This window comes from Glaciecola nitratireducens FR1064, from assembly GCF_000226565.1.
Classification (GTDB): Bacteria; Pseudomonadota; Gammaproteobacteria; order Enterobacterales; family Alteromonadaceae; genus Glaciecola; species Glaciecola nitratireducens.
Genome location: NC_016041.1, coordinates 822096 through 845340, shown reverse-complemented (window position 1 = coordinate 845340; position 23245 = coordinate 822096). Strand labels below are relative to the sequence as shown.

The window sequence follows — 23245 nt, the reverse complement described above, 5'->3', positions numbered from 1 at the left end:
AATTCGCCTTACAGCGAAATACCTGTGAATGACTGGAAGCCCAATGCCATCAAACCAGCAATCATAAACACAGAACCTAATCCGCGGATACCATCTGGCATATCAGCATACTTTAACTTTTCTCTAACAGCAGCTAGCAAGATAATGGCTATTGCCCAACCTGCGCCGCTGCCGATGCCGTAAACGATACTTTCAGTGAAGTTGTATTCGCGTTGAACCGCGAACGCAACACCACCGAATATTGCACAGTTTACGGTGATAAGCGGTAAGAAGATCCCTAATGCGTTATATAAAGCAGGGAAAAACTTGTCCAGTGTCATTTCCAATATCTGAACCAATGCCGCGATAACGCCGATAAAAGTCAAGAAACTCAAGAAGCTAAGGTCGGCATCTGGGAAACCAGCCCAATCCAAAGCGCCTGGAGCAAGGATATTAACAAAAATAACTTGGTTGACCGGCACCGAAATACCTAATACTACGATAACGGCTACGCCCAAACCCATTGATGTCTTTACTTTCTTTGATACTGCCAAGAAAGTACACATCCCCAAGAACAGTGACAACGCCATGTTCTCAACAAATACTGCTCTAATAAATAATGCTGCGTAATGTTCCATGATTATTCCTTAGGCTCAACTTGTTCAGGGCGAATAGTACGAATGAACCAAATCAAACCGCCAATGAGGAAAAATGAGCTAAACGGTAATATTAACAAGCCGTTACCCTGATACCAACCACCGTTCGTGACGAGTGGTAAAATTTCAAAACCAAGTAACGTACCAAAACCGGCGATTTCCTTGATTGTACCAATCACGATTAGGACGAATGAGTAACCCAAACCATTACCAATACCATCTAAAAAGCTCATTACTGGGGGTGACTTCATTGCGTAAGCTTCCGCGCGCCCCATCACGATACAGTTAGTGATAATCAATCCGACGAATACTGAAAGCTGCTTTGAAATTTCATAAGAATAAGCTTTCAATACTTGGTCAACAACGATTACCAACGAAGCAATGATTGTCATCTGTATGATGATCCTCACGCTTGAAGGAATTTGTTTACGTATTAGTGAGATAAACAAACTAGAAAACGCGGTTACTGTTGTTAATGCCAAAGACATAACGAGTGCGGTTTCTAGCTTTGTTGTAATTGCCAATGCAGAGCAAATACCGAGTACATGCAACGCAATAGGATTACTGTCTATTATTGGCCCAAACAGGGCTTTTTTCATTTCTTTAGTGTCAGCCATTGTGGTGCCTTATGATTTCCAAGATTGCTTTTTAAGGTAATTACCGTAGCCGTTGTCACTAGCCCAATACTGCAGCGTATTTTGTACGCCGTTACTGGTTAGTGTCGCACCTGATAGTGCATCAACTGCATACTGGTCGTCTTTGTTTTCACCCTTGTTAACTTCAATGGCAACGTTACCGTCATCATAAAGCTTTTTACCGTCCCACTTAGCCTGCCATTCTGGGTTTTGAATTTCGCCACCTAGTCCTGGAGTTTCTTTGTGTTGGTAGAAAATCAATTCACGAATAGTCTGACCATCGTTGTCGATTGCTAGGAATCCATACATCAAATCCCACAAACCGCTGCCGTGCACGGGTAAAATAATGCGTGAAACTGTACCGCTATCATCTTTGATCAAATACACGCTAGCGACATTTGCACGTCGAGAAAAACCAGCCGGGCTGCCATCTACTTTTGTGCTTGTAGCATCGGCCTTAGACACTCTTCCGTACATGTCGTATGGCTTCGGTTCACCCTCAGCAGGGTTAGCGACGTATTCACCAGATGCTAGGTCTACAAAACGCTCTTCAACCTTCGCATCGTAAATTGTCGCAATGTCTTTTTTCGTTTTCGCTTCGCCGAGTAGTCCAGCTGCAGTTAATATGTTCGACTGCTTATCAAGCGCTGCATTGGTTTGCTGTAGTTCCCGCAAACCTACCGCTGCACCCGATACTATAATTGAACAAACTAAACAAACAGCAACGACAACACCGACTGTTTTACCTAAAGTTTCTTTTTTAGCCGACACGAGCAACCCTCCGTTTAATATTGCTTTGCGCTACGAAGTAATCGAATAATGGCGCCCATAAATTAGCGAACAATATAGCTAGCATAATACCTTCAGGGAATGCTGGGTTGATGACTCTTACTAACACTGTCATAAATCCGATAAAGAACCCATAGAACCATTTACCTTGGTTAGTAAATGATGCAGACACCGGGTCCGTAGCCATAAAGAACATACCGAAGGCCAAACCGCCGATTACAAAATGCCAGTAGAACGGCATTGCGTATATTGAGGTTGCGTCTGGCGCAAAGAAGTTAAGCAAGGTACTGAAGAAGGTCACGCCTAGCGCTACACCCAATACAATTCGCCAACTCGCAATGCCGAGATAAATGATGAACAAGCCACCCAGCAGGATCATCAAACTGGATACCTCACCAACTGAGCCTGGTATGTCACCCAAGAAGGAGTTCATCCAAAGACCCATGTCTGAAAAGTCCATTTGCCCGTTTGCCGCATTACTTAACCAAGTTGCACCTGAATAACCGTCAGCTAACTCAGCAGCAACCCAAGGCTGGTCGCCTGAGATTTGTGCAGGATATGCAAAGTAAAGGAAAGCACGACCAGATAACGCTGGGTTTAGGAAGTTACGACCGGTTCCGCCAAAGATTTCCTTCGCGATGACAACACCGAAAGTGATACCCAAAGCAACCTGCCATAGCGGGATAGTTGCTGGTAGGGTCAATGAAAACAGCACTGAAGTTACGAAGAAGCCTTCGTTTACTTCATGTTTTCTAACAGATGCGAACAGAACTTCCCAGAAACCACCCACCACAAACGTTGTGGCGTAGATAGGGATGAAGAAACAAGCACCGTAGAACAGCATTGATAATATGCCAGAGTCAGCCGTTAAGGTTCCGCCTAATGCAGAGAACAAACCTGCTTGCCAACCATCATACAACGCGCCGCCGGCTTCGATAGCATAAGATGCCTGCAGACCAACGTTATACATACCGTAAAACATAGCTGGGAATGTTGCCATCCAAACCATGATCATAATGCGTTTTAAATCGATACTGTCTTTTACATGCGTATTAGCCTTATTCACTTTGCCCGGCGTGTAAAAAATAGTAGCGGCTGCTTCATACAGTGCATAAAACTTTTCGTATTTACCACCTGGTTCGAAATCAGGTTCTGCTTTTTCGATTATTGCTTTTAAACCCATGACTTAACCCTCTTCTTCAATCTTGGTTAAACACTCTCTTAAAATTGGTCCATAGTTGTATTTGCCAGGGCAAACATAGGTACATAAGGACAAATCTTCTTCGTCTAATTCAAGCGCACCAAGATTTTGTGCACCTTCTAGATCACCGGAAATGATGTCACGAAGTAATAGAGTCGGAATAATGTCTAATGGCATGATACGTTCATAATTACCGATTGGCACCATTGAACGGTCTGAACCATTAGTTTGTGTGGTCATATTAAATAACTTTTTAGGTGATAAATGTCCTAAATAAGCTCTAGTCACAGAATGCTGGTTTGAACCTGGCATAATCCAACCAAACAGACGCTTTTCTCTATCTTCTACGAGCAGTGAAACCTGCGTATGGTAGCGTCCGAGATAAGCCTGCGGGCCAGAGGCTGTTACGCCATTTAAGACTGAACCAGACACAACGCGCACAGGACCGTCAATTTTCTGATCTGCGGTAAGCTCATCAAGACTAGCGCCCAAAATAGTGCTTATCAATTTCGGAGCTTTAGCTGCAGGCCCTGCAATCGATAAAACCTTCGATGTGTCGAGCTTGCCGGTTTTTAGTAATGAACCAAACGCGATGACGTCTTGATACCCAACATGCCATACGAATTTCTTCATGCCAACGGCATCAAGGTGGTGTATGTGAGTACCCACAAGACCAGCAGGATGCGGTCCAGCAAATTCGTTCACTTCAACCACTGCGTCGCCTGTATGAATATCAGCGCCAGGTGCTTTACTCACAAACACTTTACCGTCGGTTAGCTTAGCTAATACCTTTAGACCAAAAGCAAAATCGTCCTTACGTTCAGCGATAATGATTTGTGGGTCGGCAGCAAGCGGATTGGTGTCCATAGCTGAAACAAAAATTGAAGAAGGTGTTGAACCTACTTTTGGGTTTTTGCTGAATGGACGCGTTCTAATAGCTGTCCATGCACCAGACTCAACCAATAATTCGCTTATTGCAGAGCGCTCTGCAGAAGCAAGAGCTGCTTCGTCATAGCTAGTGAATGTAACTTCTTCGTCACCTTGAAGTTTGATAACCACAGACTGCAAGACACGTCTTGCGCCACGGTTAATTTCAATGACTTCACCTGCTGCTGGTGCCGTAAATTTTACACCCGGGTTTTTCTTGTCTTCAAAAAGCAACTGCCCTTTTTTGACAACATCCCCAACCTGAACATGCATCGTAGGACGCATGCCATTATACTCTTCCCCAAGGATGGCGACTTTCGTCACAGCCGGCCCTGGATGGACCTTCTGCTCCGGCGCGCCTTCGATAGGAAGATCTAAGCCTTTCTTGATTTTTATCATACGTAATTGACTACTCTAATTTAAGATACCAATTTTAATCAGCCTATGGCTGCTGCTTAGTAAGCCGATTAAAATTTGTTACTTTGTGTTATGCCCGACCGAGGTGTATCAACGACCCTGTTATTAAACCGTTATAACTCAATCACTTATTACCGTAAAAGAAAAACAAAATCACCTTCTACGCCATTTACATCAGTGCTTAAACGTTTAGAAAACGTGTTACATAAAAAATGAGCAGGCCCTATAAGAAGGTCTACACTCATCCGTGGTTTATTATTATTATGTGTAGTCGCAACATCGCTGAGATGGTCGTCATGAAGAAAAATGAATTCATCTTCGTCCATCTAGCAATGGAACGCGCGGATTTTAGCATTAATAAAGGTGAAAATGCTATGCCAATAATGTCAAAAACCACAATTTAATTGATGCATCGTGAACAAAATGTTCCACCTTACGACTGAATTAAGCCACCATTTACCCTTTCAGAGTAAAGGATGGCTCTGTATCGCATGGTTTTTACACTTCGCTGGTAAACAAGCTATTTTACATCGTTATTTCAGACCAGTTACGACCAATTTACTACAGGATCAACATCGGCCTCATAATCAACACCTTGAATGTCAAAGCCGAATAAGTTTAAGAACTCATGGTGATAACCCGCATAATCACTTAAGTCATGGAAGTTCTCCTGAGTAACCCTGTCCCATAGTGCTTTAATTTTAGCTTGGGTAGCGTCATTGGTTTCATTGTCTTCCATATGGTAGCGATTCATGTTGTCCACTGCAGGATTTGCTGCATAAAGACAGGTGGTGTAAAGACCCGCTATTTGTTCGATACAGCCTTCGTGCGTGCCTTCCTCTTTCATCACTTTATAGATAAGCGAAATGTATAGAGGCATAACCGGAATTGCTGAACTCGCTTGTGTTACTAGCGCCTTCAAAGACGATACATTCGCACTCACGTTGTTGCTTTTCAGCCTATCAATAATCGCGCTAGCTGCTCGATCTAGATCTTCTTTCGCCAGACCAATGGTTGCTTGTCCGTATATAGGCCAAGTCAGTTCTTTACCAATGTAAGTATAGGCCGTAGTCTTCGCCCCCTTTGCTACGACGCCGGCTTCATTCAACATGACTAACCAACGTTCCCAGTCTTCTCCACCCATGACTTTTACGGTCTGGTCAATTTCATCCTGATTAGCTGGTTCAAGCGTTATTTCATGGACTTTGTCTTTGTCTGTGTCATATGTTTTAGTCGTATAGCCTTGCCCAACCGGTTTTAGCGTAGATTTGTAGACTTCACCTGTATCGGGATCGGTTCTTCTAGGAGATGCTAAGCTGTATATGATCAGGTCGACTTGACCTAAATCTTGCTTTATTTTTTCAATAGTGGTCTTTTTAATGTCATCAGAGAAAGCATCGCCGTTAATCGTTTCAGCATATAGCCCGGCTGCCTTTGCTTGGTCATGAAAAGCCGCTGTATTATACCAGCCAGCCGTTCCTGTTTTGCGTTCTGACGGTTCTTTTTCGAAACAGATCCCTAGGGTTTTTGCGCCGTAGCCAAATGCAGAGGTAATTCTAGAAGCCAGTCCATATCCGGTGGAGCTACCAATCACTAACACTTTTTTGGGGCCTTGAAGTTCAGACTTGCTCTTCACATCTTGCGACTTTACATAGTTGATTTGGTTTTCAACACTCTTTGCACAACCTGCTGGGTGAGCATTGGTACAGATGAAACCTCTAATTTTTGGCTTGATGACCATAATAACTTCCTTTTTTATCACGCATAAAAAGCGCGCGATTGATGAAATGGCTAATTTGCTGCTGCTTGTAAGCTAGGACCTATACCAAGCATTCTACGCAAAACTAACTGTTATATCTAATAAACGCGCGCATTCTAGTGCTATTCGGGCAATAAACAAATCAGATCAGATCGAAAAGCTACTCTCTATTTTCATAATATTCTTGCTCTGATACCTTGTGATAGGCTTTTACATCTTGGAAGAAAGCATCATACGATGCATAAATTCTATCGAAATCTTTGTCGTCGGCACGCTCTTGTTTAATCACTTTTGCTGTCGCGACTTTAAGCGCTTCAATAACATCGGCAGGTAATGCACGCATTTCAGTTCCATACTCAACAAGTTGTTTGTAAGCATTCGGGTTTCGTGCCGTGTATTCATCTAACATATCTTGATTAGTAGCACGCGTAGCTACTTCCACTATTTTTTGTAAGTCTTTTGGCAGCGCATCAAATGCCGCTTTGTTTACGGTAAATTCAAGCAACGTACCCGGCTCATGCCACCCACTGTGATAATAGTATTTTGCTGCTTTATGCAAGCCAAATGCTAAGTCATTATATGGGCCAACCCACTCTGTTGCGTCAATTGCGCCGGTTTGTAGAGCGGTAAATAACTCACCACCGGTAAGCGTAATAGGCAGACCACCTACTTCTTTAAATACGTCGCCACCCAAACCAGGTATGCGCATTTTCAGTCCTTGAAAATCTTCTAGGCTATTGATTTCTTTATTAAACCAACCCGCCATTTGCACACCTGAACTTCCTCCTGCGAATGGAATAACGCCATACGGTGCATATAATTCGCGCCATAATTTCATGCCGTCGCCATAGTGCAACCATGCATTCATTTCGGTCGCGTTCATACCAAATGGAATGGCGCTAAAGATCGGTGCTGCCGACATTTTACCCTTCCAGTAATACGCCCCAGCGTGCCCCATTTCTACGCTGCCACTCGACACCGCATCAAATACTTCAAAACCAGGTACTAGCTCACCAGCACCGTAGACTCTCACTTCTAAGCGTCCACCAGACATCTCATTGACATATTCTGCAAAGGTCTCCGGTCCCTTACCTAAACCTGGAAAGTTCTTTGGCCACGAGGTTACTAACTTCCATTTAATCGTTTCGGCGGGCTTACCTGCCGTCACTGTTGCACTGTCCTCACTTTTCCCGCCGCAAGAAACCACAGCGAACATAGCTGCGGCAGCAAACAATAAACCAAATGACTTTTTCATTTTTAATCTCCTTTAGAAATAAGACTAGTTACCGTCATAAACGACTGAAGGTAACCAGGTAATAATCTCTGGCCAAATAGCCATGACAACCAATAAAACCAGCTGAATAATAATGAACGGAATCACTCCTTTGTAGATTTGCTCCGTTTTTACTAAATCTGACGCCACGCCACGAAGATAAAATAAAGCGAAGCCAAAGGGCGGCGTTAAAAAGCTAGTTTGCAGATTAACCGCAATCATAATACCCAACCATATAGGGTCTAGCCCCATCATAAGTAGGATTGGTGCGACAATCGGAACAACTACGAAGGTGATTTCGATAAAATCTAGAATAAACCCAAGTAGAAATATAACAATCATAACCAACAGCATGGCCGTAAATGCGCCGCCCGGTAAATCAGTAAAAAAGGCTTGCAGCAGCTCTTCGCCTCCAAACCCTCGGAAAACTAGCGAAAAAATGGACGCTCCGATGAGTATCAAAAATACCATTGAAGTCACTTTTGTCGTTTCACGCACCACATACTTGGTGTTTCCAACACTAATTGTCTTCTTCAATAGCGCAAGGATAACCGAGCCTATAGCGCCAACTCCAGCGGCTTCGGTAGGTGTGGCTTTACCCGTCAATATAGACCCCAGAACAGCGGTGATCAGTATTAATGGTGGCAGTAAAGCAAGAAGCAGTTCCTTCAAATTAGCGTGTTCACTTTCTTGACCGTGTGCAGGTACCTGTGAGGGACTAAACTTACTGACCGCCCATAAATACAATAAATAGAATACAACGAGAATTAGCCCCGGTACGAGTGCGCCCACAAATAAGTCGCCAACAGAAACGCTATCGGGAGAAAATATCCCCATATCGAGCTGTGCTTTTTGATAAGCACTCGACAGCACGTCGCCAAGCAAAACGAGAGCAATAGAAGGCGGTATAATTTGACCCAAGGTGCCAGTTGCACAAATCGTCCCCGTTGCTAGAGATGGCGAATAACCGTGCTTAAGCATAGTAGGCAAAGACAATAAACCCATTGTAACTACAGTAGCACCAACGATACCTGTACTGGCAGCTAGTAACATACCTACCAACACCACTGATACACCTAAGCCGGTTTTAAAACGGCCTAAAAGACCCGACATTGCTACGAGCAAGTCTTCGGCAATTTTAGAACGCTCTAACACAACCCCCATAAAAACAAACAGTGGCACTGCAATAAGCGTTTGGTTATTCACGATACCAAACAGGCGACTAGGTGTGGCTAACAAATAGCTAGCGTCGAACGCGCCAAAAAAGATACCTATGCCGGCAAAGACAAGGGAAGTGCCGGCAAGCGTCAAGGCAACTGGATACCCAACCAATAAAAATAGACAAACTACAAGAAACAGGACGAGAGACAAAATTTCCACTATTTAGAAACTCCCGCCAAAATCATGCTTTGTTTGATGACTTCTGATATACCCTGCAAAAGCATTGTTATTGAAAATAACAGAATAAATGATTTCAACACATACAAAAATGGGAGCCCGCCAGATTCCATTGAGCCTTCAAGTGTTTGCCATGATTCCAAAACATAGTGCCAACTGACTAAAGTAATGAATAGCATGACAGGCAATAAGAAAAACAGAGTCCCCACAAGATTAACTAGCGCCTTGTGTTTGTCACTGAAGCGCCGATAAAACACATCGACTCTTACGTGACCGTCGTGCTGCAGAGTATACGCACTGCCAAGTAAAAACACCGCTGCGTGCAGGTAAACGATGGACTCCTGCATTGCTATCCAGCCGAGATTGAAGCCATAACGTAGGATCACAACTACAAAAGTGATAGCAGCCATTAAAAACGTAAAATAGCTTACCCATTCGCCAATTTTTTTATTGATGATGTCAATTGCTGCTGATACGGATGAAACAGTGCCTACTACAGACATGGCATACCCTCGCCTAATGGTCATTCTTTAATAAAATGTTAATGCTGGTATTCTTGCATATAACTCTTGATGGCGTAATGTTTTTTTGTGTTCGGATGGAGTGTTTATATTGGCTAATTAATCACTTTGATATCATTAAGAATAATAGCCCCTTCACAAATCGCGATTTCAAACAGGACGGAGAACGTTGGTGCATTGTTCAACGAGATAAGCCTCGAGTTCGAAGACGCAAACGAAATAAACGCAAAATCACATTGCTAAAAACCCTATTAATGCATTTCTAAAGTATTTAAAGGTAAGCTAGCAGTATGCAAACACCTCTCAATTAGATACGGTACTCTGAGATAAATACTTTTTTAACGGTATAAATCAATATCAGTTCCTTTTCTTTTAGCTCAATATAATCACTGTATTGCATAGGAAAAGGATCGCGTTTATTATTTTCATTATAAACACCAAAAGCCACGAACTTCTTGATAACCCGCGGATGTATAAATGAAATTAAATAGAAGTGCCACGAAAATAGGGGTTATCGGTCTTGGTTACGTTGGTTTACCTTTAGCGGTAGAGTTTGGTAAACACTTTATTACGGTTGGATTCGATACTAATCAAAAACGTGTCCAAGAGCTTAACTTGGGCTATGACAATACGGAGGAGCTTGAAACAGATGAAATACATTTGTCCGATAAACTATCCATAACCTCTGATATTAATAAGATTAAAGCATGTAATATTTATATAGTTACCGTGCCAACGCCCGTCGATATAAATAAACAACCAGACTTAACTCCGCTTATAAACGTTAGTGAAATGATAGCCCCGCATATCGCTAATGGAAATATTATTATATATGAATCAACAGTTTACCCCGGCGTTACGGAAGACATATGCGTACCAATATTGGAAAAAATCAGTGGTTTAGTATTCAACAAAGACTTTTTTGCAGGCTATTCACCTGAACGCATTAATCCTGGGGACAAAGTAAAACGACTCACCAACATAATAAAAGTTACCTCTGGCTCTACACCAGAAGTTGCCGAGCTAATAGATACCTTGTATCAAACTATTGTGATTGCAGGTACACACAAAGCTCCTTCAATCAAAGTCGCTGAAGCGTCAAAAGTAATAGAAAACGTGCAACGCGATGTCAATATCGCGCTAGTCAATGAGTTACATCAAGTGTTTAATAAACTAGGCATTAACACCAAGGATGTCATTGACGCAGCCGCAACCAAATGGAATTTTATGAAATTAATGCCGGGCATGGTTGGTGGCCATTGTATCAGTGTCGATCCTTATTACTTGTTACATAAATCTGAAAATGCCGGATTTATCCCCGATTTAATGAGAACCGCCAGAGAAATAAACAATGGAATGCCAAACTATTTTGCCAATGACTTTTTACGCAAACTGATTTTGCGTAAGATCAATCCACTCAATTGTAAAATTTTACTATTGGGCTTTACGTTTAAAGAAAACTGTCCTGATATAAGAAACACAAAAGTATACGAGCTTTACATTGTGTTAATCAATATGGGATTAGATGTTCAGATATATGATCCGTGGGTTAATAAAGAAGAGGTTTTCCAAACTTTTAATGTAGAAGTCTTAACTGAATTAAATCCAAACCAAGTGTTTGATGTTGGATTTTTAGCAGTGGCACATGACACTATTGTATCTGATTTAGCAACTCAAAAATTAATGTTATCCAAAAATTTTGTTTATGACTTTAGAGGCTCTTAAAGGATAAAAATCACGTTACGTTTATTCTAAAGGTCATCTTTTTTTGCTATTCGCGAAACTTTCCAAGGGTTCCAACTATCATCGTAGGAGGTTTTATGAAAGAACTCCATGATATATGAATATGTGCGAACTATACGCAAATACACTCCCGTATAAAAAGGCATGAGCGGCAGGAACAGAGGCAAAAATTTATCAGGTTGCTTGAAAGTATCGTTTACTAGCATCCGCACTATGACAAACTGAAAGCAGTTCGCGAGAAAATACAGGCAATAATTAATGATAAAAATATACCCCAGATTCTCTGGTTGTGTGATTAGCATAATAATAAAATAGACAAACCATTTAAAATCAAAAAACACGTTGAAAATTATATTTTCTAATACGGAAAAGAAGTTAGAACCACGGAAATTAGCATCCGGCTTCAGTACGTCTAAATGTTTGCGCAAACGAAATCGAATTAATGATTTATCCCAACGATAGCGCTGTTTAGACAGCTTTCTGAATGTGGTTGGTACGTTTGTATAACAAACTGCATCAACTTGATGCACTACGTCATAGCCGAGCTTTCGAACTTTTAAAGTGAGATCACCATCAAGCCCAGGGCCAACATCCCAACCTTCGATGCGTTCCAATACATCACGTCGAAATACACCATGAGCACCCGATATAATACGTAAAATATTGAGTTCAGATGACGCGGTGCGCCCTGCACTGATGGTTTTATAATATTCGATAGTTTGTAAACGACTGGCAAAACTATCATCTGAATTGGCCACTCGCACGTCGCCACCCACTGCGCCAACATTTTCATTTAAATAAAAAGGCAGGAGTATTTTCTCAATCGCATCACTTTCTAAATGTGAATCGGCATCAATATGTACGATATAGCGGCCCTTCGAGTGCTGAAATGCTGTATTAGCTGCAGAGGCCTTTCCACCTCTGACTTCGTTGCGGATAAAGACATCGATTTTACCTTCACGCTGCAACCGTCGACAAATAATAGGCGTTTCGTCATCTGAGCCATCATCGACCACAATCAGCTCAATATTTTTATAGGTTTGTTGTGCAAGCGATTGAACTAACTTAAGTAGATGTTTACCCTCGTTTTTACCTGGAACCAGAATAGAGACCAATGGCTTTTCAAAGAATAGCTGATGACGTGCCAAGCGTCTTTTCGGTTTATCTCTGCGCTTGCGAAAAAGAAATGCAAAAATAAGAATACTTTCTAACACCACGTAGCGCAGCATATCAAGTATAAAAAACGGCCAAAAATAGGCAATTAGCTGAGTGCCCGTGAGTCCTAAGGCAAATTCGAGCAACCCTTCCATAAAGCTAGTTAACCCTCAGCAGAAATAAATTCATCGATAACAACATCTAAATCATCAACCTCAATTATATTAGTAATCTCAGTATTTACCTGCAGTGTGAAATCAAGACTACCCTCGAATAAGCCTTTGATAGCATCGTCAAGTCGCTCAATCGCCAACTTAGCATTTTGAGTGGAGGTTTCAGTCATTATCACCGCATACAAACTTTCGTTTTTCGCCGTGATCAGATCCGACTCACGAAAAATCGACTTAAAGACCGCACTAATTTCTTTAAACACTTGTTCGGTTTTGCGTCCAAGAGTATCAAATAGAGCCTCTAAGTTGGCAAAATGAATGACAGCTAAGCTTGTTTCAGACTTTTTATAACGTTCTATCCTCGCTTTTTCGACTATAACAAACTGCTTAATTTCGGCACTGCTATAAAGCTTTAGATCGGTCTGGAGTATTGAGGTAAATAATGCATCTAGACCAAAACGCGCGGCATTGGCGCCTATTGCTGAGACACTAAACGCACTCATTGTGCGTAAAGTCAAATCATCACTGCTACTGGAACGATGGCAGGCAAAACAGTCAGCTTTAACTTCAGGGTCTTGAAAGGTACGCTTACACTCTAAACAAGTTGAAACCGTCGATGGCTTATCGTAGTCAACACCAATATGTTTTAAATCATCTTCACATTTGGGACACTTTAAACGATTATTATAGATAAACTTATTGATCACGTCCGTATGACCGCACTTAAAGTGATGGATGAGTTCGTCGCGTTCCAAATTATCACTACTGCAGTCTGGACAAGTTTCTTTAAAATTTAAAAAGGCACTGTCACAGTGGGGACAAAAGTGTGCTTTTTTAACAAACTCATCTTTCACTAACTGCTGAGACTGTAAAAACGCTAAAACCTTTTCAACACTGCCATCTGACTCGCTGAACAAAGGCCTAAGTAGGCTGTATTCAAAGCCTCGTTTATCATAGATCGTCGCGTTAGGCGTGCAGCGCGCATTGCGACTCGCCATCAAGCGCAGCGCCCGGAAACGTAAACTTGCATCACTTAGCGTATTATCATTATTAGGTATTTTAGCAATCCAGCTATTTAACTTTCCAAACTTACTTTGTAAATCAGCTAATTGCACTTCTGTAAATTCGTCTTCAGTAAATACACAATCGAAGCGTTCGCGGATGTAATTTGGCTTGAGCTCGCTATTATGCAGCAACACAATCGCACGCAAATAGACGTTTGGGTTATCATGTTGGCGTATAGCATTTAAGAGATGCTCAGCCTGTTCATCGTTTTCGTAGCTAACGAAGAAACCTAGACATTCAGATGCGACATTCACGATGGCTTGTTCTTCAACATGCTGTAATGAAGTGAGGATATAATTAGGTTTCGCTGATACAGCGTAGAATGCTCTCATTTTATCCCCTTAACGTCGACACTGTATCGATCGTACTGCTTCCATAGTTCTACATCGCTTTTATCTACTGGCACAAGGTTAGCCTTCAGCTGCGGTATTACTGGCTTATAGTTATTCCAAGCACGCTCTGGCTGCGTAATCGCAGAGGAGAATATCTCGCTAACAACGGCTTTCGACGACTCACCATTAGGAAGTGTAATGTCAAAGGTTTGCTGCGGTTGTGCAGAAGCAAACAAATCATTCTCTAAGTAAATCTCTATGTTCACTTCAGCATTATCAGCCACGATCGTCATAATAGTCTCGCCACGATTGCTCACCTCATTTTGGCTAAAAGTGGTTGAAAATACGTACCCATCAAACGGCGCTGAAATTATTTCTGCTGAGCAACTCGGATCATTATTTACAGTCACAGCAACGTTGCGCTGTAGTTTAAGGCGTTCATTCAAATTCGCAATGCGTAAGCGCTGAATATCAATTTCATTCTGTTTTTCTAGCATCTTAATATTTTCAGCCTGCGGGTTTTGCAGCAGCGGTGCATTTAACTCTAGTGCACGACGAATGCCTGCATCGATTCGAGCGGGCTGCGCTTGAATACGTTTAAGCAACGCGAATTCTTTAAGTAAGCCACTTAACTCAATCTCTTCATCTTTTATAGTAAATGCTAGCTGCGCTGAACGCGTATCGGCGGCCGGCGGACTACAAAAGCGCGCGGCTCCAATAACCGCTAATTTATCTCCTGCTTTAAAACGGTCTCCTTGGGCTACAGTAAATTGTTCAATTTTACCACCGTGAGTTGCGGCTATTCTCTGCTTTGAAACTTCAATAATGCCGTCTGTTTTAAGATAAAAACTACGAGCAAAAAAGAAATAAATTACGTACAAAAAGATAAATAAAATAAATAAAAAATACAGCAGTTGTGTGAATCGAGGCCACTTCCTGCGTTCGGGATGCCCCTCGTCCTGGGAGACTAAATAACTCTTTTTTTGATGCAACTTCATTATTGTTTGCCCTTATTCATTAACTAGGTCAGCAAGTTTATGCATTACAAACTCGTCAACCCCCGATGCTTTATTCACTAGCTTCAGGCTCTCTTCAAGCGCAAAATTTGTAGAAAAATCATTTGGTCTAACGGCCATAGCTACTTTCGACTTAGGTACAACCTGCAAAATATTTTTCATTCGACGTACTAGCGTATCAACACGGTCATTTTCGTAGTTCATCACCACAACTTTATCAGTCAATGCCGCGACTTTACGGTAGGTTTCTAGCTCCCAGTGAAAAGGAACGGCTATGCTCAAATAAACATCGGGCGACTGCAAGCGTATCGCTTTGAGCATGTCAATAAAGCGCTGTTGGTATTGCTCCTTTTCCTCAGCGTAACTATCCAGGGCTTGGGGTTCAATATCCAGATGAATATGATCAGTTTGCATCGTCAGCGCCGCGACCGTTTGCGCAGCTTTCATATGGTTACGCTCGTAAACCCATTGATTATCACTGAGCATCAACTCAATCTTGATGCCTTTTTGCTGGGCGCTTTGCATAAAATTGGCCAGCTTTTGTTTGTCTGTCATCTTACTGTAAGACAGCATTACTCGTGTGAATGATTTGGTTTGTAGTAACAATAATATTTGCTCGTTACTGAGCCGATTAAAGGCATCAGACCAAATGTAGACTCCTCGTGAGTAGGGCCGAGAGCGGTGGTTTTCGATAGACATGGGTAGCGGGCGAATGTATTCGGGTGAAAAATCCAATCTTGAGGTCAGAAACAATGCATTCGCTCTTTCAAACAACCCTTGCTTTGCAGCAATCAGCTCAAGGCTAGCATCGACATAAGTAACTAGCCGAGCGATAACCGCTTGTAACATCAATGGGTCACCCATGGCTTTGCGGCTAAAAACTCGGCGCATGCGCTCTTTGCTGCGCAGATAACGATAGTTTTGCGTTATTACTCTATCACTCTGCTGTCTAAAACTTTGATAAGCCTCGCGCACTCTTGTTATACGCTCCCACTCATCAAGGCTTCTTTCTTGGTCAAGTTGCTGCAGCTTGTTTTGATAATTTGGTCTATCCGCAAACACCAAGGGCACAGCAAACCGAACTCCTGCAACCAAATCGTCACGATTAGAAGACAATATATCGAATTCTTTACGCACGAAAAATCGTAGTCGATTACCATCTTGATACGGGTTAATTGCAGCTGCGCGCTGCTGCTGGAGATCGACAACACTTTTAAACCTCGGGTCATCGCCGATGTTTTGTAGCAGTTGCTCAATATTGATGTCAAAAGCAGGCAGATTAAGTACTTCGAAGGTTTCCTGTTGATAGTTTTGCGGAGAATTGAGCTGCTCCAGCCGACGACGTAGTGTAAATAATGCTTCTTCCGAAATCAGTAATTCATCTAAATCGCTGCCACCATTAAAATAGGCTTCTTGTTCTATTTTATACACAGACTCCATCAAGCCGAGCTTTGCAGCAGCAATCTTCGCCTCAATACCAACGAAGGACTTGCCGATTTGATAACTGCGACAACGGTAGCGGTTAGCTATTTGTTCAAGCTGTGTAGAAATTCGTTCAAGGGCAGCGCGGCGCTTCAAGTCTTGCGCTCTATAATCGAACTCTTTGTAGCCGTTGTCGAGCACATCCCAAGAGAGCTCAAGGTAACTTAGCCCCCCATCGTCTATTTCGCTATTATCTAAATCCCCACTGGTAATGCCACCGCGAAGCTCAAGCCCGTAATTTTTTTCCCAATATAGAGATTCTTGGAGCAAATCGGCAGAGTTGGTCGGAACAGTTAAGTTAACACGGCAAGATTGACCAAGAACCCGTGAAGCAACAAACAAGGACTCTTCTTTTTCGATTGTACTTTCCGTCAGCAGATAAGTTTCATTGACCCATTGCCACATCTGCTCATCAGTATAGGCAATGACTACATCGTTTGCGAAGGTTTTTGAGACATTTAGACAAAGCCCAATAACAATGAATATGAGAAAGCAAGAGCCTCGCAAAATTACAACTAAATTTTTTAATGACATAAAATAAGAGGAGTGTTCGTAAATAAAGTTTGTACGATTTTGCTACAGTGCGTCGATGAAGTCACCTTTTTTGATAACCTTTCGTTGAACTGTCGCTATCAAATACTAGCTGCTTGTAGTGGCAACCGTTTCTTTTATATTGTTTTTTGAGCATACTATCGTTGGCTTCAAAAGATTTATTACTGAATTACATGATATCTACACAGTCTCTCTCTGCACCGCTCTCGTATGGTATAAGAAAGAATACACAAGTATAAAAAGTTATAAACAATATTCTTATATTAAATTGCTGAAAGCTGGTTTGACCTGTATTATTTCTAGCCATATATAGCATCAGGAGCAGTAATCAATGACGCTAACACGTTTTATCAGTATAGCCGCATTGACGTTGTCATTTAGTGCACAGTCTGCGCAAATTCTAATCGACACGACTAAGTGGACCGAGTCTGTTTCGCCATCCTCGGACAGATTAAGCAACGAAAATTGGGTACAGTTACATGATAACGCTCCCAAAAAACAGGGGAATTCCTCGGGCGCGCTTATCAGCGACTTTACACTCGGTGGGGACTTTACATTTAGCGGGATTTTTACACCTACATATGCGTACAACGCCAGCTGTCAAGCTGAGAACACATGTGACGATGACGATATCTTAGGTTTAGTGTTTGGTTGGCAAGATGCGAACAATCATTATCGATTGGGTTGGAGTCAAGGAGATGGTTCAAACTCAAGCGGTGTGAAAGACGTAACAGGTAAAACGGGCCTTTTCTTGGTCAAAGAAGAAAATGGTCGCAGTAACACAATCAAAAACTGGGATAGCAGTTTTTGGCTTGAGGACGTTGCATATAAATTTAGTATCTCGCGTGTTGCAGATTCAATTAGTCTTTCAGTTCAGGGGTTGATGCAGAGCATTCGTGGTATACAAGGCGCTATTGTGCCTACCAATGTTGCGCAAAGTGGTACGCCTCAGACTATAGACTACAGTGTTAGTGATAGTACATTTGTGAGCGGTAGAGTGGGTATTTATACCGAAAGCCAAACAGCCGAGTTCAAATCTTTGGCCGTCAACGTTCCTTCGACGGCTGTAAATGTAGTTGCACCAGCAACGGCGAGTTTGGCAATACTGGGTGGTCTAGGACTTTTAGTCTTCCGCCTCAGAACGACAACTCCCACAATTAAGGCGTAGTTTTGGAAGTCGCAGCTACAATGATTTTAAACTGCTCTTGGGCTTTAAATTTTTACTGCGGTTAAGTCGACGAGAACAACTAAACAATAATAAAGCCTGTGCTGTGTCACAGGCTTTTCTTTATTGTTCTTGCAGCCAGTTAGAATTACTATTATACAAACAATTATTCGCATTATTGTCGTTAGCAGCGACCTTTGGCAGCGCCTAATCAGTAACAGAACGTAAAGATTATTTATTCAAGCGGTGCTTCACTTTCCTGAAGCCCACTTTTACTCATTAGTCATAAGATTGTTTTATTCAGAGTCGAAAGCTAAAAGGCTGTGTTTATCGATATGTGATATCGAAGAGTATGACATAAAGTGCTGTAAAAAACGTACGTCAGATAACGTTAATAGCTAGAAAAGAGAGAACGACCATGCGGCCGCTCTTTTAATGTACGCAACGTAGATGCAATATTAAACACACCTATCAGGGCTATTTCTAAGCCCTAACTTGCCCCACACCATTCACTAAATACTTCTCAGTAGTTAATGACTCCAAGCCCATAGGCCCGTAGGCGTGCAGCTTAGTGGTTGCGATACCGATCTCAGCACCCAAGCCTAGCTGACTACCATCAGAGAAGCGTGATGACGCATTAACCATAACAACAGATGAATCCACAGTGCGCTGGAAACGCTTAGCGGTCAGTTCGTTCTTAGTACAAATAACCTCAGTGTGATGACTACCGAAACGGGCAATATGCTGCATAGCTCCTTCAATAGTAGGTACAATGCGCACAGCAATCTCTAAATCTAGGTACTCTTCACCAAAACCATCAGTTTTAATCACAGTTGAGTTATTAAAGTACTTGCTTGAATTTTCACAGCTGTTCACTTTAACAGAATGCTCTTCCAAAATAGGACCCGCAACACTCAAAAATTCTTCAGCAATGTCTTCATGTACCAGCAAGCCTTCAAGCGCATTACATACACCCGTTCTCTGCGTTTTGCCGTTCACCAACAGGTTGATGGCGGTTTCGATGTCCGCTTCTTTGTCAATATACAGGTGACATACACCTTTAAAGTGCTGAATAACAGGTACTTTACTATTTTCAGTTACGTAGTTGATAAGACCTTCACCACCGCGCGGTATGATCACGTCAATGTAGTCTTTTTGTTCCATCAACTCTTGCATCAGGGCTCTGTCGGCGTTTGGTACTACCGAAATAAGCTCTCTTGGTAAGTTATGCTTTTCTAGCACGTCTTGAAGCAAGTTTGCGATGAATAAGCTTGATTCCAATGCTTCTTTACCACCACGTAAAATGGCTGCGTTACCTGATTTGAAACATAAGCCTGCAGCATCTGCAGTTACGTTTGGACGCGCTTCATAAATCATGCAAACCACACCCAGCGGAACTCTCATTTTTCTGATTTGTAGACCATTAGGGCGAGTGCCTAAATCTCTTTCAACGCCAACAGGGTCTGGCAGTATAGCAACTGTTTCCAGTCCTTCAGCCATCGCTTCAATGCGCTCTTGGTTTAGGGTCAGTCTGTCGATCATGGACGCTGCTAGGTCGTTATTCTTAGCATTAACTAGATCCTTAGCGTTGTTCTCAATGATACCGTTTGCATTGTCACGCAAGGTCTTAGCCATATCCATTAAAACAGCGTTTTTTTCTGCTTCATCCAAAACCGATAGGATTTGTGCTGCTTCGGCTGCTTTTCTTGATAGGTCTTTAATTAAACTCATTTGTCCTCCAGTAGGGCTATATTACTATCTGATATTATCGGGCCAGTGCTGTCTTCAAACTTAGAAGCAAACTCTTCATCATCTTGCTCGGCAATAAAACTAAGCAAACAACTGCTGTAGTTTGACGTGGCGTTTGCAATTCTAGTACCGTCGTCTTTTCTCACCAAAATGGTGTCGCCGACGGCAAAGTCGCCGTTTACCGCAATGATTTCGTTGCTAGTAAGTTGTTCACTGTCGCCTTCAAGCTCAGTGTTAAAATCATTATTAACTACCACTTCACCTTGAGCGGTTGAAGTGTGTGTCATCCAGTGTAAATGCTCGTTCATTGGTTTTTTATCCGGCGCAAAATGCGTACCTGGATTTTTACCCGACAGTAGCGTGTTGAACGTCTGCACAGTAAAACCATTAACAATGTAAGTATCGATGCCGTGGGCAACTGCTTTTTCAGCTGCTTCTATTTTTGTTTTCATGCCGCCGGTGCCAACTGAGCTAGTTGCGCCACCTGCCATTTCAAAAATTTCATCCGTTATGAATGGTACCGACGACAACAATTTCGCGTCTGCATTAGTATGTGGATTGCTGTCATAAAGTCCGTCTACGTCAGAACAGATAATTAAGGTATCTGCGTCTGCTGCGGCTGCAACCATCGCTGACAAGTTATCGTTGTCGCCTACTTTTAGCTTATCGGTGGTTACCGTGTCGTTCTCATTCAAAATTGGCAAGATGCCGTTTTCGAGCAAACTAAATATCGTTTCTTGAATGCTGATATAGCGCTCTCGATCTCTTAAATCACCGTGAGTCACCAAAATTTGAGCCGTTGGAAAATCAAATAAGCGATCCCAAGTCGTCATCATTTCCATTTGGCCAGCTGCCGCCATTGCTTTCTTGACCGCGATCGAAGGCTTGTAACCTTCTTCTTGTTCATTAAACAAATGCGCGCCTGCCGCAACAGAGCCAGATGAGACTAATACCACCTCAATGCCCATTGACTTGCAACGTACGATGAATTGAGCAATACCTAATAAATAATGGCTACTACAACCGTTTTGGTTTGGAGCAATTAACGCGCTCCCCACTTTTATTACTATTCTCTTCCAACTTACCGAACTCATTGTTGTCTCCAAAATTAAAATCTCTTTAGTAGAACAGCATTCACTTTATCGATACTGTTTCTCGCGGTTTTGTTACTTTCGTTCGCCATTCCAATCATTATAAAGATGATTTCGTTACTTATGGCAAACCTAATAGGTTGTTGCTTCTTATCTCTGATTTTTCAGATAAAAAAGCGATTTCCTCTAAACTAAATTTTTGAACATCTAAAATCAATGTTGAAATATCTGACGTAAAGCGACTATTGCATACACGTCATTTCTTATGCTGTTACGAAATATATCCTGACGGAATCTAAGCTCATGGTTTTTCTTTGTTATTAATTTACAAAAAAAACGACTAAATAATATAATAAAAAGTTCGATGAACTAGATAGAACTCAACGTATCAATAGTTATCCTATGGAGTAGGACAAAGTTGTTAAACAGTCACGTAGGAGAGTGTGAACCGCCATGCGCAAGGGAAAGCACATTTACAGATTGTACGAAGGTGTTGTGTTTTTTGAAATTGGTCATTGTGTTGTTTTGACCTTTTTTCGTAACCATAATATTTAAATTGCACTCGATTGATTAGAAGTCGACGTATATTATTGACTATTTTTGGTACTAAAATCAAATTTAAGTGGGTTTAATTGTGTTAAATTGATGTAATAATCGCATCAAAGTGTGAAAAAATAGATCCATGTCGAACTATTTTCATGCATTATTGGTTGAATTTACATCTATTTATAGTATATAAACCCTGTTTTCTCTATAAAAGCGATAAAAACTCACTTTTTTAATAGAGTTCTAATTAATACCAATAAACTATAACGAGCCCCGCTGAACGATGAAAAAGTATGAAGAATTACTGGTTTCCTTGCGAAAAGTGATTAGAGCCATCGATTTATATTCCAAGAAACTCAACAAAGATTCTGGCTTAACGGCGCCACAACTTTTCGTTTTGCAGGAAATATCAGCTCATGATGGAGTGATGGTAAAAGACATTGCGAGCAACATTAACCTTAGTTCGGCGACCGTCACGAATATACTAGACCGACTCGAAGTTCGAGAACTCGTCATAAGAGAGCGTTCAACGGTAGACAAACGAAAAGTGGGTCTTCACCTAACTGAACTCGGAACAAAAGCACTAGAAAATGCGCCAAAACCGCTGCAAGAACACTTTATTGACCGCTTCGAAAAATTGGAGGAGTGGGAGCAAACGCAGTTGGTTGCTACCATGCAGCGCATTGCGATCATGATGGATGCGGAGAATTTAGACGCCGCACCGATGCTTGAGGTTGGTGCTATCCAAGTGCTCGATAGAGAAAAGTAGCGAAAACCTCCTATTGGGGCAAGATTGCTCAACGCTGAAAGATAAGCGTAGGCAAAAAAAAGGAAGCAAAAAATGCTTCCTTCTATTTAATTTCAATTACATCACCGCAGATCACGCCTTCAACGCAAATCCACAGACTTGGCAATCACTAGCCAACAATATCTAATAACTCAATATCAAACACTAATGTGCTAAATGGACCGATTGCGCCGCCAGCACCTTGCTCACCGTAAGCGAGGTCATGTGGTACATACAAACGCCATTTTGAACCAACAGGCATCATTTGTAATGCTTCAGTCCAACCTTTGATTACACCAGCTACTGGAAATTCAGCTGGCTGACCGCGTTCGTAAGAGCTATCAAAAACGTCGCCATTAATAAGCGTACCGTGATAGTGAGTACGAACTGTGGATGCTGGAGTCGGCTTTTCGCCTTCGCCCACAGTCAGTATTTCGTACTGCAAACCAGTTTCAGTGGTAAGAACTTCTTCACGTTTTGCATTTTCTGCTAAGAACTTAGTACCTTCTTCAACTGCGCCTGCAAATTGTTCTTGCTTAGCAGCTTGCATACGTTCGTGAATTTCGGTGAACGCAGCACGTAGGTCGTTGTTATCAACTTGTGGCTGTGCGCGATTAAAACCGTCTGTTAAACCAGTTAATACTGTTTCTACGTCTAGTCCGTCGAAAGGGTTAGAGGCAAGTTGTTCACCCATCTGGTAACCAATACCGTAACTTGCTTGTGATTCTACTGTTGAATACTTATCTGACACAGGGTCTCCAAAATAGTAATTTAATGATTTAAGTTAGTCGTATAAAAATTTCGGGCGTAGCTTAACACATTCTCAAAAGCTTTAAA

Annotated in this window: 19 protein-coding genes; 3 read left to right on the top strand and 16 right to left on the bottom strand. The window is 41.9% G+C overall.

The genetic code is table 11. The features are described from left to right. Positions 1-8 precede the first annotated feature (8 nt). The 9 genes from nqrE to GNIT_RS03625 all read right to left on the bottom strand — a co-directional run bounded on the left by nqrE (position 9) and on the right by GNIT_RS03625 (position 9537). Complete coding sequence (gene nqrE, locus GNIT_RS03670) at positions 9-617, bottom strand: NADH:ubiquinone reductase (Na(+)-transporting) subunit E (protein ID WP_014107788.1); 609 nt, start codon at positions 615-617, stop codon at positions 9-11. 2 nt (positions 618-619) lie between these two features. Next, positions 620-1252 carry an NADH:ubiquinone reductase (Na(+)-transporting) subunit D gene (locus tag GNIT_RS03665; RefSeq protein ID WP_014107787.1) on the bottom strand — a complete coding sequence of 211 codons (633 nt, stop codon included), beginning with the start codon at positions 1250-1252 and terminating at the stop codon, positions 620-622. A 9-nt stretch (positions 1253-1261) separates the two neighbouring features. Beyond that, entirely contained in the window at positions 1262-2041 is a 780-nt protein-coding gene (locus GNIT_RS03660; protein ID WP_014107786.1) for a Na(+)-translocating NADH-quinone reductase subunit C, read from the bottom strand. Further along, the gene (locus GNIT_RS03655) at positions 2031-3242 is read right to left on the bottom strand and encodes an NADH:ubiquinone reductase (Na(+)-transporting) subunit B (RefSeq protein ID WP_014107785.1); all 1212 of its coding nucleotides are present in this window, start codon (positions 3240-3242) and stop codon (positions 2031-2033) included. The genes GNIT_RS03660 and GNIT_RS03655 overlap by 11 nt, the downstream gene beginning before the upstream one ends. Before the next feature lie 3 nt (positions 3243-3245). Then, positions 3246-4586: a Na(+)-translocating NADH-quinone reductase subunit A gene (locus GNIT_RS03650; protein WP_041246285.1), complete on the bottom strand. Its 1341-nt coding sequence runs from the start codon at positions 4584-4586 to the stop codon at positions 3246-3248. Between the two features lie 565 nt (positions 4587-5151). Next, positions 5152-6345 (bottom strand): enoyl-ACP reductase FabV, encoded by a 1194-nt coding sequence (gene fabV, locus GNIT_RS03640; RefSeq protein ID WP_014107781.1) that lies wholly within the window; start codon positions 6343-6345, stop codon positions 5152-5154. A gap of 178 nt (positions 6346-6523) precedes the next feature. After that, positions 6524-7618, bottom strand: coding sequence for a TRAP transporter substrate-binding protein (locus tag GNIT_RS03635; RefSeq protein ID WP_014107780.1), 1095 nt, complete (start codon positions 7616-7618; stop codon positions 6524-6526). A gap of 24 nt (positions 7619-7642) precedes the next feature. Then, entirely contained in the window at positions 7643-9016 is a 1374-nt protein-coding gene (locus GNIT_RS03630; RefSeq protein ID WP_202945467.1) for a TRAP transporter large permease, read from the bottom strand. After that, a complete protein-coding gene (locus tag GNIT_RS03625) occupies positions 9016-9537 on the bottom strand; it encodes a TRAP transporter small permease subunit (protein WP_014107778.1) in 522 nt (173 codons plus the stop codon). The genes GNIT_RS03630 and GNIT_RS03625 overlap by 1 nt, the downstream gene beginning before the upstream one ends. 495 nt (positions 9538-10032) lie before the next feature. Here GNIT_RS03625 and GNIT_RS03620 point away from each other — a divergent pair, with 495 nt between their 5' ends. After that, positions 10033-11280: a nucleotide sugar dehydrogenase gene (locus tag GNIT_RS03620; protein ID WP_014107776.1), complete on the top strand. Its 1248-nt coding sequence runs from the start codon at positions 10033-10035 to the stop codon at positions 11278-11280. Between the two features lie 26 nt (positions 11281-11306). Here GNIT_RS03620 and GNIT_RS03615 read toward each other — a convergent pair whose 3' ends face one another. From GNIT_RS03615 to GNIT_RS03600, 4 genes are read right to left on the bottom strand one after another with little or no spacing between them, the layout of a single operon-like run. Continuing rightward, positions 11307-12608: a glycosyltransferase family 2 protein gene (locus GNIT_RS03615; protein WP_014107775.1), complete on the bottom strand. Its 1302-nt coding sequence runs from the start codon at positions 12606-12608 to the stop codon at positions 11307-11309. An 8-nt stretch (positions 12609-12616) separates the two neighbouring features. Beyond that, on the bottom strand, positions 12617-14020 hold the full coding sequence (locus tag GNIT_RS03610; RefSeq protein WP_014107774.1) for a TackOD1 domain-containing metal-binding protein: 1404 nt from the start codon (positions 14018-14020) through the stop codon (positions 12617-12619). Beyond that, complete coding sequence (locus GNIT_RS03605) at positions 14017-15018, bottom strand: HlyD family secretion protein (protein ID WP_014107773.1); 1002 nt, start codon at positions 15016-15018, stop codon at positions 14017-14019. Before GNIT_RS03605 ends, GNIT_RS03610 begins: the two co-directional genes overlap by 4 nt. A gap of 12 nt (positions 15019-15030) precedes the next feature. After that, on the bottom strand, positions 15031-17052 hold the full coding sequence (locus GNIT_RS03600; protein WP_014107772.1) for a glycoside hydrolase family 18 protein: 2022 nt from the start codon (positions 17050-17052) through the stop codon (positions 15031-15033). A 349-nt stretch (positions 17053-17401) separates the two neighbouring features. On the opposite strand from GNIT_RS03600, the gene GNIT_RS03595 reads away from it, so the two are divergent. Beyond that, a complete protein-coding gene (locus tag GNIT_RS03595; RefSeq protein ID WP_014107771.1) occupies positions 17402-18238 on the top strand; it encodes a hypothetical protein in 837 nt (278 codons plus the stop codon). A 480-nt stretch (positions 18239-18718) separates the two neighbouring features. Here the strand turns inward: GNIT_RS03595 and GNIT_RS03590 are convergent, their stop codons facing one another. Next, positions 18719-19966, bottom strand: a complete 1248-nt coding sequence (locus GNIT_RS03590; RefSeq protein ID WP_014107770.1) for a glutamate-5-semialdehyde dehydrogenase — start codon at positions 19964-19966, stop codon at positions 18719-18721. After that, complete coding sequence (proB, locus tag GNIT_RS03585) at positions 19963-21078, bottom strand: glutamate 5-kinase (protein ID WP_041246282.1); 1116 nt, start codon at positions 21076-21078, stop codon at positions 19963-19965. Before proB ends, GNIT_RS03590 begins: the two co-directional genes overlap by 4 nt. Before the next feature lie 826 nt (positions 21079-21904). Between proB and GNIT_RS03580 the strand changes: the two genes are divergently transcribed. Continuing rightward, positions 21905-22390: a MarR family winged helix-turn-helix transcriptional regulator gene (locus tag GNIT_RS03580; RefSeq protein ID WP_014107767.1), complete on the top strand. Its 486-nt coding sequence runs from the start codon at positions 21905-21907 to the stop codon at positions 22388-22390. 148 nt (positions 22391-22538) lie between these two features. On the opposite strand, the gene GNIT_RS03575 is transcribed toward GNIT_RS03580, so the two are convergent. Continuing rightward, on the bottom strand, positions 22539-23159 hold the full coding sequence (locus tag GNIT_RS03575; RefSeq protein ID WP_014107766.1) for a BamJ family beta-barrel-assembly machinery protein: 621 nt from the start codon (positions 23157-23159) through the stop codon (positions 22539-22541). Positions 23160-23245 lie beyond the last annotated feature (86 nt).